This window comes from Microbacterium oxydans (assembly GCF_000956405.1).
In the GTDB taxonomy this organism is placed as follows: domain Bacteria; phylum Actinomycetota; class Actinomycetes; order Actinomycetales; family Microbacteriaceae; genus Microbacterium; species Microbacterium oxydans_C.
Map to the genome: position 1 here is coordinate 21,478 of NZ_JYIV01000019.1, position 14,619 is coordinate 36,096.

Annotated in this window: 13 protein-coding genes; 8 read left to right on the forward strand and 5 right to left on the reverse strand. The window is 69.0% G+C overall.

Features of this window, described 5'->3' with window-relative positions; all coding sequences use genetic code 11:
• Nucleotides 1-97: 97 nt before the first annotated feature.
• On the forward strand, nt 98-946 hold the full coding sequence (locus RN51_RS04440; RefSeq protein ID WP_045262845.1) for an IclR family transcriptional regulator: 849 nt from the start codon (nt 98-100) through the stop codon (nt 944-946).
• A 37-nt stretch (nt 947-983) separates the two neighbouring features.
• On the opposite strand, the gene RN51_RS04445 is transcribed toward RN51_RS04440, so the two are convergent.
• Together RN51_RS04445 and RN51_RS04450 are read right to left on the reverse strand one after the other, a co-directional pair.
• The gene (locus RN51_RS04445; protein WP_052674581.1) at nt 984-1,445 is read right to left on the reverse strand and encodes a hypothetical protein; all 462 of its coding nucleotides are present in this window, start codon (nt 1,443-1,445) and stop codon (nt 984-986) included.
• Nucleotides 1,446-1,471: 26 nt separating this feature from the next.
• Nucleotides 1,472-1,969: a metallophosphoesterase family protein gene (locus RN51_RS04450; RefSeq protein ID WP_045262847.1), complete on the reverse strand. Its 498-nt coding sequence runs from the start codon at nt 1,967-1,969 to the stop codon at nt 1,472-1,474.
• Nucleotides 1,970-2,120: 151 nt separating this feature from the next.
• On the opposite strand from RN51_RS04450, the gene RN51_RS04455 reads away from it, so the two are divergent.
• From RN51_RS04455 to RN51_RS04465, 3 genes are all read left to right on the forward strand, one after another.
• Nucleotides 2,121-3,581, forward strand: coding sequence for an MFS transporter (locus RN51_RS04455; RefSeq protein WP_045262848.1), 1,461 nt, complete (start codon nt 2,121-2,123; stop codon nt 3,579-3,581).
• 249 nt (nt 3,582-3,830) lie between these two features.
• Nucleotides 3,831-4,040: an AsnC family protein gene (locus RN51_RS04460; protein WP_331454181.1), complete on the forward strand. Its 210-nt coding sequence runs from the start codon at nt 3,831-3,833 to the stop codon at nt 4,038-4,040.
• A 77-nt stretch (nt 4,041-4,117) separates the two neighbouring features.
• Nucleotides 4,118-6,004, forward strand: a complete 1,887-nt coding sequence (locus tag RN51_RS04465; RefSeq protein WP_045262849.1) for an ABC transporter ATP-binding protein — start codon at nt 4,118-4,120, stop codon at nt 6,002-6,004.
• 279 nt (nt 6,005-6,283) lie between these two features.
• On the opposite strand, the gene RN51_RS04470 is transcribed toward RN51_RS04465, so the two are convergent.
• The gene (locus tag RN51_RS04470) at nt 6,284-8,146 is read right to left on the reverse strand and encodes a phosphoenolpyruvate carboxykinase (GTP) (protein ID WP_045262850.1); all 1,863 of its coding nucleotides are present in this window, start codon (nt 8,144-8,146) and stop codon (nt 6,284-6,286) included.
• 109 nt (nt 8,147-8,255) lie between these two features.
• On the opposite strand from RN51_RS04470, the gene RN51_RS04475 reads away from it, so the two are divergent.
• Nucleotides 8,256-9,698 carry a helix-turn-helix transcriptional regulator gene (locus RN51_RS04475; protein ID WP_045262851.1) on the forward strand — a complete coding sequence of 481 codons (1,443 nt, stop codon included), beginning with the start codon at nt 8,256-8,258 and terminating at the stop codon, nt 9,696-9,698.
• A gap of 26 nt (nt 9,699-9,724) precedes the next feature.
• On the opposite strand, the gene RN51_RS04480 is transcribed toward RN51_RS04475, so the two are convergent.
• Both RN51_RS04480 and RN51_RS04485 read right to left on the reverse strand, forming a co-directional pair.
• The gene (locus tag RN51_RS04480) at nt 9,725-10,786 is read right to left on the reverse strand and encodes a winged helix DNA-binding domain-containing protein (protein ID WP_045262852.1); all 1,062 of its coding nucleotides are present in this window, start codon (nt 10,784-10,786) and stop codon (nt 9,725-9,727) included.
• Between the two features lie 59 nt (nt 10,787-10,845).
• Entirely contained in the window at nt 10,846-12,294 is a 1,449-nt protein-coding gene (locus tag RN51_RS04485) for a glyceraldehyde-3-phosphate dehydrogenase (protein ID WP_045262853.1), read from the reverse strand.
• Between the two features lie 207 nt (nt 12,295-12,501).
• On the opposite strand from RN51_RS04485, the gene RN51_RS04490 reads away from it, so the two are divergent.
• Genes RN51_RS04490 through RN51_RS04500 form a run of 3 tightly spaced genes read left to right on the forward strand, consistent with a single transcriptional unit; the run spans nt 12,502 to nt 14,595 of the window.
• A complete protein-coding gene (locus tag RN51_RS04490; RefSeq protein WP_045262854.1) occupies nt 12,502-12,870 on the forward strand; it encodes a DMT family transporter in 369 nt (122 codons plus the stop codon).
• Nucleotides 12,867-13,190 (forward strand): DMT family transporter, encoded by a 324-nt coding sequence (locus RN51_RS04495; protein ID WP_045262855.1) that lies wholly within the window; start codon nt 12,867-12,869, stop codon nt 13,188-13,190. The genes RN51_RS04490 and RN51_RS04495 overlap by 4 nt, the downstream gene beginning before the upstream one ends.
• A gap of 58 nt (nt 13,191-13,248) precedes the next feature.
• The gene (locus RN51_RS04500) at nt 13,249-14,595 is read left to right on the forward strand and encodes an amidohydrolase family protein (protein ID WP_052674582.1); all 1,347 of its coding nucleotides are present in this window, start codon (nt 13,249-13,251) and stop codon (nt 14,593-14,595) included.
• Nucleotides 14,596-14,619 lie beyond the last annotated feature (24 nt).

Below are 14,619 nucleotides of genomic sequence, written 5' to 3' on the forward strand. Positions count from 1 at the left end.
TGAGGCCGGTACCGGGTATGTCATTCACCGTAACTGGTGTAACCATTTCGCCAAAGAGTGTTGCGTATATGGCAACAGCCGTGGTTAGACTTCCGGTGTGACCACGACTCCCTCCGCCCCACGGCGCAACTCCTCCGGCCTCGGACGCGACATCGAGATCCTCGAACTTCTCGGCGGTGAGGACGCACTGAGAGCGGGTGGTCTCGGCGTCTCCCAGGTCGCTCAGGCGACGGGTCGCGACAAGGCCGTGGTGTCACGGACGCTCGCCACGCTGGCCGAGACGGGCCTCGTCGAACGGGACGAGGTGACGCTGCGCTATCTGCTCGGCCCGCGGCTGTACGCTCTCGCGGCGCACACCGCCACCTCCACGCTCGTGCACGCCTCGCGCAGCATCCTCCGCCGCCTCGTGCAGTCGACGAGGGAGACCAGCCACCTCTGCGTGCTGCGCGGAGGCAACGTGCTGACGCTGCTGAGCGAGCTCAGCCCGCACGACGTGCGCACGACGGGGTGGGCCGGCACCACGACGGCTGCATGGCGGACACCCTCCGGTCGCGCGCTGCTGAGCGACTGGGACGAGGAGTCGCTCTCCCGCTGGTACGACGATCACGGACAGGATCAGCCGCTCGTCGGGCACTTCGATCAGGCGGACCCCTTCGGATTCCCCGTGCTCGACGCTCCGCCACCCGGCAACTCCCCCGTGACAGACCTCGGCACCCTGCAGTCCGAGCTCGCGCGCATCCGCGATCAGGGCTATGCGCTCTCGGACGAGGAACTCGAGTTCGGAGTCGTCGCGGCGTCAGCGCCCATCGTCGATTTCACCGGTCGCATCGTCGCCGCAGTCAACGTGAGCGCACCGAAGGCACGCATCGGCCCTCGCCTCGACGCCCTCGGAGCGCTCGTCTCCCGCGCCGCCCGCGAACTGTCCCTCCGCCTGGGCGCGAGCTGACGCCCGGAACCGATCCGCCCGCATCCCCGGGGAACGGTCAGTCGTTCGCAAGCCGTCGCCGCAGTTCGACGCTGGCTGCTGCCGCATCCACGTCGCGGATCCGCTGCCAGTTGCGGCCACCGCGGGCGAACGCCGCCTCGACCCCGGGCGGCACGAGCGCAGCCGACACCGGCGTCGCCACCCACCGGCACGACCTGATGTGCATGAGGTCGACCTCGTGGGCGGCCGGCGAGGAGTCGAAGCGCCACGACCCGTCGAGTGCGCCGAGCCAGAAGAGGCCGTCGACGTCGCGTGTCCACACCGGTGCTCCGTCCGGAGCCGCAGCGAAGCGCTCGATCCGTCGAGCCATGCGTTCGCCATGTCGGAGATCGACCGCGGCGAGGGCGTCGCTCAAGCCTGCCGGGGCGGCGTCGAGCCGTCCACCTACCCCGCAGACACCGAGGAGGAGCGCACGCTCCACCGCCGCTCCGACCGGCACCTGGTCGTCGCGTGACCGCATCGGCGCACGGGAAACGGGAATCTCGCTCACGACAGCGCCACCAGCGTCGCATCAACCGTGGCACCATCGACCTCGACCCACATCATCGTGCAGGCGGGCTGACGGCGACGGTCGGTCGGCGACCCGGGGTTCAGCAGTCGCATGCCCGCCGGCGAGACGGTGTCCCACGGGATGTGGGAGTGTCCGAAGACCAGCAGGTCGGTCCCGGGAAAGGCTTCGTCCATGCGCACCTCGCGCTGCCGCGATGGTCCTGTCTCGTGCACGACCGCGATCTCGACGGCTTCGACGGTGAAGCGGGCGACCTCGGGGAGCCGCGCGCGCAGCTCATCACCGTCGTTGTTGCCGAACACGCCGTGCAGTGCTCTCGCCCTCGACTCGAGCAGATCCAGCGTCGCCACATCGACCCAGTCCCCCGCGTGCACGACGAGGTCGGCGTCATCGATCGCCTGCAGGACAGCGTCCGGCAGGCGCCTCGCCCGCTTCGGGACATGCGTATCGGCAAGCAGCAGCATCGTCGTCGCCATGTCGTCGTCCTCCCCCTGGTTCCTGATCGAGACTACGCACCGCCATCGCCCACCGGGATGACACGCGAAACGGGCGCACAGCGAATACTCAGGAAAGGCGTAAACTCGCCCGGGTCCCTTGGTATACCGGGACGCGATCGGAGGAACACACATGAGTAGTGCCACTGCGCCGGCGAATCCTCGCTCGCGCGTCATCACGGCGAGCCTGGTCGGCACCACGATCGAGTTCTACGACTTCTACGCGTACGCGACGGCAGCCGTGCTCGTGTTCCCGGTGCTGTTCTTCCCCACCGGCGACGACACCACATCGCTCCTCTCCTCATTCGCCGTGTTCGGCGCCGCGATGGTCGCCCGACCGATCGGCGCCGTGGTCTTCGGGCACTTCGGCGACAGGTTCGGGCGCAAGGCGACGCTCGTGGCATCGCTGCTGACGATGGGCATCGCGACCTTCGTGATCGGCCTGCTGCCCACCTATCAGGACATCGGCTGGTGGGCGGCCCTGCTGCTGCTGATCCTCCGCCTCGCGCAGGGCTTCGCACTCGGCGGCGAGTGGTCGGGGGCGGCGCTGGTCGCCACCGAGAACGCACCCAAGGGCAAGCGCGCCTGGTACGGCACCTTCCCGCAGCTGGGCGCGCCGCTCGGGTTCATCATCGCCAACTTCCTCTTCCTCGCGATCAACTGGCTGCTGCCGCATGCCGACAACCCCGCTCTGAAGTCCGAGGCGTTCCTCTCCTGGGGCTGGCGCATCCCCTTCCTGTTCTCGGCCGTGATGGTCATCATCGGCCTGTGGGTGCGGCTCAAGCTCGTCGAGTCCGACACCTTCAAGAAGGCCGAGACGAAGGGCACGATCCGCAAACTGCCGCTCGCCACCGTGTTCCGCCACCACTGGAAGCAGCTCATCCTCGGCACGTTCATCATGCTGGCGACGTACGTGCTGTTCTACCTGATGACCAACTTCACCCTCGCCTACGGCACCAAGCCCGCGTCGCTCGAGACGGCTTCAGCTGCGGCGAAGGCGGCGGCCGAGGCGACAGGCGCCTCGTTCGACCCGACGAAGTTCGCAGCGCAGTTCTATCCGGGACTCGGCTTCGGCTACACCGACTTCGTGCTGATGCAGATCATCGGCGTCGTGTTCTTCGGTGTCTTCACCCTGCTCTCGGGGCCCATCGCCGACGCGGTGGGACGGCGCAAGCTGCTGCTGTGGGTCACGGGAACCATCATCGTGTTCGGCCTCACCTTCAACGCGTTCCTGCTCCCGGCGATCGACCCCAAGTTCACGGGTGCGCTCACGCAGGCGTTCCTGGTGTTCGGCTTCATGCTGATGGGCGCCACGTTCGGGCCCATGGGAGCCCTGCTGCCCGAGCTGTTCCCGACGAACGTCCGGTACACGGGGTCGGCCATCGCGTACAACGTCTCCTCGATCCTCGGCGCGGCGGTGGCCCCGCTCATCGCTCTGAAGCTGTGGGAGGTGGCCGGCGGCGCGCCCTGGCTGGTCGGTCTGTACCTGTCGGCGATGGGTGTGCTGACCTTCATCGCGCTGATCCTCTCGCCGGAGACGAAGGACCACGACTACGACGACGACCTCGGCGTGGCCGCAGCCGTCGAGCTGTAGTCCGCCCGAGGGCTGGGATCAGTGCGACGCACCCGGCGTCGTAGGCGGAGATCTCGTCGCGCAGCATCCAGACCCTCGGGGTCAGACGACGCAGAGGATGGCGGGTGATCTCCAATTCGCTGAAGCGTCGCATGTTCAGCACATGCGGTAAAGAGCGATCTGTGGATAGCCTCGCCCCCCCCCCCGACTGCCGCGTCAACATGTATTGACTTCCCGGCCCGCGTCAACGACTATTGACGCAGGAGGTTCATGATGACACTGCCGACGGCAATCGCCCAGGACGACGGGAGCGAGCCCCTGGCCGCCCTGCACCGCCTCGCCGAGGTGCGGAAGGAGGTCGCCCGCGCAGAGGAGGCGAACGTGCGTCGCGCACGCAACCTCGGCTACTCGTGGCAGGCCATCGCCAGCGCTCTCGGTGTGAGCAAACAGGCGGCCCACCGCCGTTTCGGCCGCTCCTGAAGCACTTCCAGCCACTCCATAGGATCCGACCGCGAACGAAGTACGGTCGAAGTACCATCTCCAGATAGAGGTCCCGCATGTCCGGTTCGGCGACAGCACGCCGTCGCGGACGTGGCGCACAGCCCGAAGGCCCCCGCGCGACGTTCCGCCAGCTCCTCCCCTTCCTCTTCGAGCACAAGCGCACCCTCATCGTGGTCGCCGTGCTCAGCGTCATCGGCGCGGCGACGTCGCTCGTGCAGCCGCTCCTCGTGGGTCAGGTCATCGAAGCCGTGCAGTCCGATACGGGGATCGGGATCCTCGTCTGGCTCCTGGTCGGCTTCGTGATCGTGTCGTCGATCATCTCCGGCTTCCAGCACTACCTGCTCCAGCGCACCGGCACCGCCGTGGTGTATTCGAGCCGTCGCAAGCTGATCGCCCGCATCCTGCACCTGCCGACCTCCGAGTTCGACGCCCGCCGCACCGGTGACCTCGTCTCCCGCGTCGGCACGGACACGACACTGCTCTACGCCGTGCTCACCCAGGGCCTCGCCGATGCCGTCGGCAGCGCGGTGCTCTTCGCCGGAGCGCTGATCGCGATGCTCGTGATCGACCCGATCCTGCTGCTGCTCATCGTCGTGGTGATCGGCATCTCAGTCGCCGTCGTCGTGCTCCTGAGCGGACGTATCCGCACCGCATCGACCGCCCAGCAGGAGAAAGTGGGTGAGCTCGCCTCCGGCGTGGAGCGAGCCGTCGGCTCGATCCGCACCATCCGCGCCTCCGGGGCGACCGAACGCGAGACCGGTGCCGTCACCGCCCTGGCGTCCGACGCCTACGGGATCGGTGTGCGCATCGCCAAGATCTCCTCGATGGTCGTGCCCGTCTCCGGCATCGCCCTGCAGCTCTCGCTGCTGGTGGTCCTCGGCGTCGGCGGCTTCCGTGTGGCGGCCGGGGCGATCACGATCGCCTCCTTGATCTCGTTCATCATGTTCCTGTTCCTGCTCGTGATGCCACTGGCCACCACGTTCGGCGCCATCACCTCGGTGAACCAGGCACTCGGCGCACTCGGTCGCATCCAGGAAGTGCTCGATCTGCCGACCGAGTCGCAGGACGACGAGAAGATCGCCGCATCGCTGCCTCGCGAGACGCCGGCTCCCGACGCACCGGCCATCGAGTTCCGCGACGTGCGCTTCCACTACCCGGCGAACGTCGTCGCTGCCCGTGAGGCCGCAGCCAAGGAGGCCCGGACCCTGCTCGCCGATGCACACCTGGAATCCGCAGAGGATGCCACGGCCGCCGCACAGGACCACGAGGTGCTTCGCGGTGTGTCCTTCGCCGTGCCCCAGGGCTCCCGTGTGGCCCTCGTCGGTCCCAGCGGCGCCGGCAAGAGCACGATCCTGTCGCTCATCGAGCGCTTCTACGACCCGACGGGCGGCTCGATCCGCCTGCACGGCCACGACGCGCGCACGTATCCACGCGACGAGCTGCGCGCGCACTTCGGCTACGTCGAGCAGGATGCGCCGACGCTGGCCGGCACCCTCGCCGAGAACCTGCGACTGGCATCCCCCGAGGCGACGGATGCCGACTGCGAGCGCGTGCTGCGCGCCGTGAACCTCGGTGACGTGCTCGAACGCAGCCCCCTCGGAATCGAGGCACCCGTCGGCGAGGACGGCGTGATGCTGTCCGGCGGTGAGCGTCAGCGGCTCGCGATCGCCCGCGCCCTGCTGACCGACGCCCCGATCCTGTTGCTCGACGAATCGACGTCATCCCTCGACGGCGTGAACGAGCAGCGCATGCGCGAGGCCATCGACGCCGTCTCCACCGACCGCACGCTCGTGGTCATCGCCCACCGCCTGTCGACGGTCGTCGACAGCGACCTGATCGTGGTGCTGCAGGACGGCGTCGTGGTGGGCCAGGGCACGCACGCCGAGCTCGTGGAATCGACACCGCTGTACCGCGACCTCGCCCGGCATCAGCTGCTGACCTGACGCTGTCCCCTCGTCCCCAGCCCCGTCCCCACAGCGTCGAGACCCATCTCCCTCGTCGAGACCCATCCTCCTCGTCGAGACCCATCCTCCCCCACGCGCGGGAGTGTGGGTCTCGACGACGAGCGTGGGTCTCGACCAGCGACACGACACGACAACACGAAGGCGGGACGTCGGAGACCACTCAGCCATGGGTTCGTCTCTGATGTCCCGCCTTCGCGGGTTTGCAGGGCACGAGGCCCTGAGGGTGCCGGCTCCCCCGAACCGGCACCGGTCTGGGGACTACGCCTTGTCGAGGCGGTAGCGCAGCGAGGCCAGCTCGGCGCGCAGCGCCGCCGGAACCTTGTCGCCGAAGGTGTCGTAGAACTCCTCGGTCAGGTCGGCCTCGGTCTTCCAGGCCTGCGGGTCGACCGAGAACAGCTCGTCGAGGTCGGCGGCGGGGATGTCGAGCCCGTCGAGGTTGAGGTCCTCCACACGCGGCAGGCGTCCGATCGGGCTGTCGACCGCCGGCACGTCGCCCGCGATGCGGCGGATGATCCAGTCGACGACACGCGAGTTGTCGCCGAAGCCCGGCCACAGGAACCGGCCGTCGTCGCCGCGGCGGAACCAGTTCACCTGGAAGATGCGCGGCGCGCGGTCGAAGCGCAGACCGCGGCCCACCTTGAGCCAGTGGCCGAAGTAGTCCGCCATGTTGTAGCCGCAGAACGGCAGCATGGCGAAGGGGTCGCGGCGGAGCTCCCCGACGGTGCCTTCAGCGGCAGCGGTGCGCTCGGAGGAGATGTTCGAACCGAGGAACACGCCGTGCGTCCAGTCGGTGGCTTCGACGACGAGCGGCACGTTGCTCGCGCGGCGTCCGCCGAACAGGATGACATCCAGCGGCACGGCCTCCTCCCAGTCCTCGGAGATCTGCGGGCACTGGGCCGCCGACACCGTGAAGCGGGAGTTGGGGTGCGCGGCAGGGCGCCCCGACTCGGGGGTCCAGTCGTTGCCCTCCCAGTCGATCAGGTTGGCCGGTGCCTCGTCGGTCAGACCCTCCCACCACACGTCGCCGTCCGGACGGAGCGCGACGTTGGTGAAGATGGTGTTGCCCCACAGCGTCTCGACCGCGGTGACGTTGGTGGACTCGCCCGTGCCCGGTGCGACGCCGAAGAAGCCCGCCTCGGGGTTGATGGCCCACATCCGGCCATCCTCACCCGGACGGATCCAGGCGATGTCGTCGCCGAGTGTCTCCACACGCCAGCCGGGGATGGTCGGACGCAGCATGGCGAGGTTCGTCTTGCCGCAGGCCGACGGGAACGCGGCGGCCACGTGGTACGCCTTGCCCTGCGGGTCGATCACGCGGATGAGGAGCATGTGCTCGGCGAGCCAGCCCTCGTCCCGGGCGATCACCGACGCGATGCGCAGCGCGAAGCACTTCTTCGCCAGGATCGCATTGCCGCCGTAGCCCGAGCCGTACGAGTAGACCTCGAGCGTCTCCGGGAAGTGCACGATGTACTTGTCGTCGTTGCAGGGCCACTCGACGTCCGGCTCCCCCGCCTCCAGCGGAGCGCCGACGGAGTGCACGGTCTTGACCCAGGGCGCGCCCTCGGCGATCTGGCGGGTGACCTCGTCGCCCACGCGGGTCATGATGCCGATCGACGCGACCGCGTAGGCGCTGTCGGTGATCTGCACGCCGATGTGCGACAGCGGGCCACCGACGCGACCCATCGAGAACGGCACGACGTACATCGTGCGGCCGCGCATCGAGCCCTCGAAGATCTCGTCCATCTTGGCGTGCATCTCCGCCGGGGCCGCCCAGTTGTTCGTGGGGCCCGCGTCCTCCTCGCGCTCGGAGGCGATGAACGTCCGCCCCTCAGTGCGAGCGACGTCGCTGGGGTGCGAGCGGGCGAGGTACGAGCCGGGACGCCACTCGGGGTTGAGCTTGATCAGCTTGCCCTCGTCGACCAGTCCGCGCAGCAGCCAGTCGTTCTCGGCGCGCGAGCCGTCGACCCAGTGCACGGAGTCGGGCTGGGTGAGCGCACGGATCTCTTCGACCCAGGCAGCCAGTTCGGCCATCGCAGGAGTGTCATACGTCGGAGCCGCCCCGAACGTGCGCGTCGGGGTGACGGGAGACGTGCGAGGGGTGAAGACTTCGGCCATAGCCATGACTGCTCCTTAGAAGTGTGGGGCGTTGCACCAATCTTTATTCAGCAGGAGGGCGACTTTCGGCCATCTGGAGCGATAAGAAATGGAATTCTTTCGCTAGACTCAAGGAATGGCGTCCTCCGGCATCCACCTCACGACCCTCGGCCACCGCATCCGTCACCACCGACTCGAGAACGGCTACACGCTCGACGAGCTCGGCGCACTGGTCGGCGTCGCCGGCTCGCAGCTGAGCCTGATCGAGAACGGCAAGCGCGAACCGAAGCTCTCCCTGCTGCAGGCGATCGCGCAGGCGACCAAGACCGAGGTGACCGATCTCATCTCCGGTGAGCCGCCGAACCGGCGTGCCGCGCTCGAGATCGCCCTGGAGCGCGCGCAGGAGAGCCCGGTGTTCCGGCAGCTCGGAGTCGCACCCGTACGCGTGACCAAGGGGATGAGCGACGAGACCATCGAATCCGTCCTCGGCCTGCACCGGGAGCTGGAGCGGCGGGAGCGCGAGGCGATCGCGACCCCGGAGGAAGCACGCCGCGCCAACACCGAGCTGCGGCTGCGGATGCGCGCCCAGAACAACTACCTCCCCGAGATCGAGAAGCTCGCCGAGAAGCACCTCAAGGCTGCGGGACACGTGCAGGGTGCGCTCACCCACCGCACCGTGAGCATCATGGCCGAGAAACTCGGGTTCGAGCTGATCTACGTCAACGATCTCCCCCACTCGACCCGGTCGGTCACCGACCTCGAGAACGGACGGATCTACCTGCCGCCGGCCTCGATCCCCGGCGGTCACGGCCTGCGCTCGATGGCGCTGCAGGCGATGGCGCACCGGCTTCTCGGACACACCCCGCCCACCGACTACGCCGACTTCCTGCAGCAGCGTCTGGAGATCAACTACTTCGCCGCGTGCTGCCTGATGCCGGAGACCGCCTCCGTGGCGTTCCTGCAGCAGGCGAAGAAAGACCGCAACCTCGCGGTCGAGGACTTCCGCGACGGGTTCGGCGTCACGCACGAGGCGGCGGGCATGCGCATGACGAACCTGCTGACGCAGCACCTCGGCATGTCGCTGCACTTCCTGCGCGTCGACTCCACCGGGGCGATCACCCGCGTGTACGAGAACGACGACCTGCCGCTGCCGATGGACGTGACCGGTGCGGTGGAGGGACAGCGGGTGTGCCGCAAGTTCCAGGCCCGCGCCGCGTTCACGCAGCAGAACCGCACGGTGGAGCACCACCAGTACACCGACACCCCGTCCGGCACCTTCTGGTGCTCGACGCAGACCGGGTCGTCGACCGACGGCGAGTTCTCGGTGACGGTCGGGGTGCCCTTCGACGACGCGCGGTGGTGGCGTGGACGCGAGACGAACGACCGCGCGGTGTCGACGTGCCCCGACGAGTCATGCTGCCGTCGCCCCTCGGCCGAGCTGAGCGATCGATGGAGCGGACGGGCCTGGCCGAGCGCACGCGTGCACACGCACATGTTCTCGCCCCTCCCCCGCGGCGCGTTCCCGGGCGTCGACGACAACGAGGTCTACAGCTTCCTCGCGCGCCACGCCAGCGAGTAGCGGGCGGGTCGGCTCTGGCGGGCGTCTCAGTCGTCGGCGAACCGCGCGAACCGGGCGAGGGCTGTGGCCACGGCCTCGGGATCCTCTGGCTCCTCGAAGAGCTCGGGCGGTGCATCCCTCGTCGCGCTCGCGTGCGACCAGGTGCCGATGACACGACCCTGCTCGAGGATGGTCGGACGCACCATGCCGTTCTTGCCGGGCCCGATCGCCGCCAGGTACGCCGGGTCGCACACAGCCGTGCGGTCGGCGTAGGAGATGTAGTACTCGTCGAACGCGCCGAGGGCATGGACAGACGGGGCGCCGCTCGCCCGACGCGGAGGCCGGCGCGCGACGAAGAGCCCCTCGTCGACGTCGGCGACCCTGGCGGCCGCCCGCTCTGCCGCCTCGCGCGACTGGCCGAGAGTGAGTCCCGACCACCACGCGAAGTCGGCGACCCCGGCAGGACCGTGGCCGTCGACGTAGCGGACGAACAGCTCGGCGAGCGGATCGTCGGGCGTCGCGTGCTCGCGGATGTGCTCTTCCACGAGGACGAAGCGCTGTTCGCGGGCGACACCGGCGCGGGCCACAATTGGTCCCTGGCAGATCAGCCCGTCGATCGTGAGGGTGAACAGCAGGTGGATGCCGCGCTGACCGGCAGGATCGATGCCGATCCCCTCCAGCGCCTCGAACACCTCGGCGCGCGTGCTCCCGCCGTCGCGCAGGCGCGGGGTCAGGGCGCGCACGGCCGCGGCGATCATGTCGTCGTCGATGCCGAGGCCGCGGTGCCGGGAGGCCGCCTGCTGTCGCTGCCGCCCGGCGGTGACCTGCAGCATCCAGCCGATGTCACGCGCCGGGACGGTGTGCAGGGTGCCGCGCATGGTCCACGCACGGACGATGTCGCCGCGATCGAAGGCCCGGTCGACGTCGCGCAGTGTCGGCTCGCCGCGGGTGCGCACGGCGAGCGCCCACCGACCGGCCGTGAAGTCCTGACTCTGCACGGCGAGCATGTGGTGCGCCGCATCGGTCACCGTGCGCGCCGGAGCCGTCAGGCGGTGCGAGCGAAGGCGCTCTGAGCGGAGGCGATCGGTGCGCTGAGCCTCGTTCTTCATGCCCTCATCATGACGGGTACCCCGGACGATACGACGAGACCCGACGCGGCGCACGGGACTCAGCCCTGCAGAGTCACCTCGCGTCGCTCCGGCAGCACGATCGGGTGCGAGCCCGCCATGACCTCGAGCACACGGATGACCTGGCAGGAGTATCCGAACTCGTTGTCGTACCAGACGTACAGGATGAGGGTGTCCTCGTCGGCGATCGTGGCGAGACCGTCGACGATGCCCGCACGGTGCGAGCCGACGAAGTCGGTGGAGACGACGTCCGGGCTCTCCACGTAGTCGATCTGCTGACGGAGCTTGGAGTGCAGCGAGACGCGGCGCAGGTAGTCGTTGACCTCGTCCTTGGTCGCTGGACGCTCGATCGTCAGGTGCAGCACCGCGAGCGACACGTCGGGCGTGGGGACGCGGATCGAGCTGCCCGTGAGCTTGCCCTCGAGCTGCGGGAGCGCCTTCGCCACGGCTTTGGCGGCTCCCGTCTCGGTGATGACCATGTTGAGCACGGCCGAACGTCCACGTCGGTCACCCTTGTGGAAGTTGTCGATCAGGTTCTGGTCGTTCGTGAACGAATGCACGGTCTCGACGTGCCCCTTGACGACACCGTAGGCCTCGTCGATCGCCGCGAGCACGGGAGTGATCGCGTTGGTCGTGCACGACGCGGCCGAGAGGATGCGGTCGGAGTCGGCGATGGTGTCGTCGTTGATGCCGTGGACGATGTTCTTGAGCGGGCTCTTGCCGGGGGCGGTGAGCAGCACGCGGGCGACGCCCTTCGACTGCAGGTGCTGCGACAGGCCCTCCTCGTCGCGCCAGCGTCCGGTGTTGTCCACGACGATCGCGTCGCGGATGCCGTGGGCGGTGTAGTCGATGGTCGCCGGGTCGTCGGAGTAGATGACCTGGATGCGGGTGCCGTTCGCGATGATCTGCTCAGCCTCCTCGTCGACCGTGACAGATCCGGCGAAGCGGCCGTGCACGGAGTCGCGCAGCAGCAGCGAGGCACGCTTGACCAGGTCGTTCTCGGCACCGCGACGGACGACGATGGCGCGCAGACGCAGCCCGCTCCCGCCGCCGGTGTGGGCGATGAGGATGCGGGCGAGGAGGCGGCCGATCCGCCCGAAACCGTACAGCACGACGTCGGTGGCCTCGGCGGCGACAGCTCCCATCGCGGGAGCGAGCGCATCCGCGAGATAGGCCTCCAACGATTCGCCGCTCTCCGCGTGGCCGGCGACCAGGCGCGCGACGTCGAGAGAGGAGGCTCCGGGGGAGAGGGCGTGGATCGCCTCCAGCACGGCGAGGCTGTCCTCGATCGGCAGGCGCTCGTGACCGAGCTGGGCGACGCGCTCGTGCACCTCGACCAGCCCCGTGGCCGACAGGCCGAGCAGGCGGTGCCCGTGGAGCGACGTGACGACGTCGTGCTCCCGTCGGAGCGCCCCGATAAGCGGGATCATCCGCTCCGCCAGCTCTTCGCTCTCTGTCCAGTCGTCGCGGTGTGCCGCGGAATCGTTCATCTGCGTCCTTGCATGTGTGAGCGCGCGCCGAGGTCACCGGCGCGCGAGTTGCCGGGTGGATCGGGGGATGCATCCAGCGTACAAGTCGCGGGAACACGCACCGAATCCGACGCCGGCGAACCGGGGGCGAGCAGTCCCCGCTCCCCCGGGGAATCCCCCGGTGGCCTGTCGCGTTCTCCCCCTCGGACGCTCCACGAAAGGCTCGCCATGATCCCCAGCCCCCGCCGATCGGCATGGCCGCCCCTGCTGCTCGCGATCGCCCTCGAGGTGAGTGCGACCCTCTCGCTCCGAGCCGCCGAAGGGTTCGCGCATCCGCTCTGGCTCATCGTCGTGGTGCTCGGCTACACGGGGTCGCTCTGGCTGCTGTCGGTCGTGCTCGACCGCGGGATGGCCGTCGGCGTCGCGTACGGCATCTGGTCGGCGATCGGCGTCGTTCTCACCGCCGCGCTCGGCACGGTGCTGTTCGGCGAGCTGCTGGGGCCGGTGCAGATCATCGGCGTCGGAGTGATCGTGGTCGGCGTGCTGCTGGTCGAACTCGGATCCCATACGCGCGAGACGACGGAGGCGACGCCATGACCTGGGTGTTCCTGGCCCTCGCGATCGCGAGCGAGGTCACGGCCACGCTGAGCCTGCGCGCATCCGAGGGGCTGCGCCGTCGCCGCTGGATCCCCGTGATCGTCGTCGGCTACCTCGCCGCCTTCACCCTGCTGGGCACGATCCTCGCGATGGGGATGCCGGTGGGCGTCGCCTACGGGATCTGGGCCGCCGTCGGTGTCGCGCTCACCGCGGTGCTCGGGCGGGTGATCTTCAAGGACCACTTCTCCGCCATGATGGCCGTCGGAGTCGCGCTGATCGCGGTCGGCGTGGGGATGATCGAGTTCGGCGGCGGGCACTGACCACAGCGCGCCCTGCGCTTCTCTCGCACACCTGTTTTACGTCTACACTGGTGGAATAATGACACAGTCACTCCACGGCGACGATGCCGACCTGATCATCCGCGGTGGCCGCATCCACACCCTCGATCCCTTCGACACGGTCACGGAGTCGCTCGCCATCCGTGACGGGGTGGTCGTCGCTCGCGGTGCGGAGGCGGAGGCACTGGATTCCCGCGCGGTGATCGAGCTGGACGGGCGCACTGCGATCCCCGGCATCAACGACGCCCATCTGCACGCCGCATGGCTGGGGGCACGGTGGCCGCATCTCTTCTTCTCCGACACATCCCCGGAGGAGCAGCCGTCCGGGCGGCTCGTGTCGACGTCGGGGGAACGCCGGTCGGCGCTGCGACGCGCGTGGGCACTGCTCGCCGAGCTCGGCATCACGAGCTACACCGAGCCGGGGATCGGCCCCGGCGAGGACGACGGCGAGACCGGATGCTTCGGCTCCGACATGCTCGACACCTACCTCGAGTTGCATCGCGAGCGCGCACAGACTTCCCGCGTGACCCTGCTGAGGCTGTTCGGCACGCTCGACGGCGAGAGCACGCTCGACGACTTCGAGCGCGGGGTGCACATCCCCGCACCGTCCTCCGACCCCCGATGGCTCGCGATCCCCGGCGTGAAGATCTTCGCCGACGGCATCCCGCCGATGGCCACCGCCTGGGTCGAGGAACCCTACGCCGACGGCACCACGGGCAGCCTGCTCACCCGCGGCGAGCCCGACGCCCGCACCGCCTTCCGACGCATGCTCGAACTGGCCTCTGCCCGCGGGCTGCAGATCGCGGTGCACGCGACGGGTGACCGTTCGATCGCGGAGTTCCTGTCCGTGCTGGAGGGCGTGCACGGACAGCACCCCACGCCGTCGGGTCCGCACTACGTCGTCCACGGCGATCTCGCCACGACCGAGCAGATCGCCAGGATGGGGCGCATCGGCGCGGGGTTCGCGGTGCAGCCGCTGATCGCGGCGCACACGCACTCCTGGGCGGCGATGCAGGTGGGAGAGGCCAGACTCGCCTCCGCCTGGCCGCTCGCCGAGATGCTGGCCTCGGATGCGCTGACCACGATCACGAGCGACTCCCCCATCGCGAGCCCGGACTGGCGGTTGAGTCTCGACGCGTCCCTCGCGCTGCTCACCGCCGCCGATGTCGCGGACGACGCGGGCACCAGGAACCGACTGCTGCGCTCCGTCACTGTCGACCCCGCGCGACAGGATGGCGCCTCGACATGGAAGGGTTCGCTGGACGTCGGCATGGTCGCCGACGTCACCGTCCTGGATGAGGACCCGCTGGCCCCCGGACGCGACCTCGCGACGGTCGGCATCGCCCGCACGATCGTGGACGGGCGCACGGTCTTCTCCTGCGACTGATCCCGGAAAGCGACGTACGGAAAC

What these genes read in the sequence shown, in the direction of transcription:
- RN51_RS04455 (WP_045262848.1), top strand. Translation starts at nt 2,121, where the DNA reads ATGAGTAGTGCCACTGCGCCGGCGAATCCTCGCTCGCGCGTCATCACG.
- RN51_RS04480 (WP_045262852.1), bottom strand. Translation starts at nt 10,786, where the DNA reads ATGAAGAACGAGGCTCAGCGCACCGATCGCCTCCGCTCAGAGCGCCTT.
- RN51_RS04500 (WP_052674582.1), top strand. Translation starts at nt 13,249, where the DNA reads ATGACACAGTCACTCCACGGCGACGATGCCGACCTGATCATCCGCGGT.
- RN51_RS04495 (WP_045262855.1), top strand. Translation starts at nt 12,867, where the DNA reads ATGACCTGGGTGTTCCTGGCCCTCGCGATCGCGAGCGAGGTCACGGCC.
- RN51_RS04485 (WP_045262853.1), bottom strand. Translation starts at nt 12,294, where the DNA reads ATGAACGATTCCGCGGCACACCGCGACGACTGGACAGAGAGCGAAGAG.
- RN51_RS04490 (WP_045262854.1), top strand. Translation starts at nt 12,502, where the DNA reads ATGATCCCCAGCCCCCGCCGATCGGCATGGCCGCCCCTGCTGCTCGCG.
- RN51_RS04475 (WP_045262851.1), top strand. Translation starts at nt 8,256, where the DNA reads ATGGCGTCCTCCGGCATCCACCTCACGACCCTCGGCCACCGCATCCGT.
- RN51_RS04445 (WP_052674581.1), bottom strand. Translation starts at nt 1,445, where the DNA reads ATGCGGTCACGCGACGACCAGGTGCCGGTCGGAGCGGCGGTGGAGCGT.
- RN51_RS04450 (WP_045262847.1), bottom strand. Translation starts at nt 1,969, where the DNA reads ATGGCGACGACGATGCTGCTGCTTGCCGATACGCATGTCCCGAAGCGG.
- RN51_RS04465 (WP_045262849.1), top strand. Translation starts at nt 4,118, where the DNA reads ATGTCCGGTTCGGCGACAGCACGCCGTCGCGGACGTGGCGCACAGCCC.
- RN51_RS04470 (WP_045262850.1), bottom strand. Translation starts at nt 8,146, where the DNA reads ATGGCTATGGCCGAAGTCTTCACCCCTCGCACGTCTCCCGTCACCCCG.
- RN51_RS04460 (WP_331454181.1), top strand. Translation starts at nt 3,831, where the DNA reads ATGATGACACTGCCGACGGCAATCGCCCAGGACGACGGGAGCGAGCCC.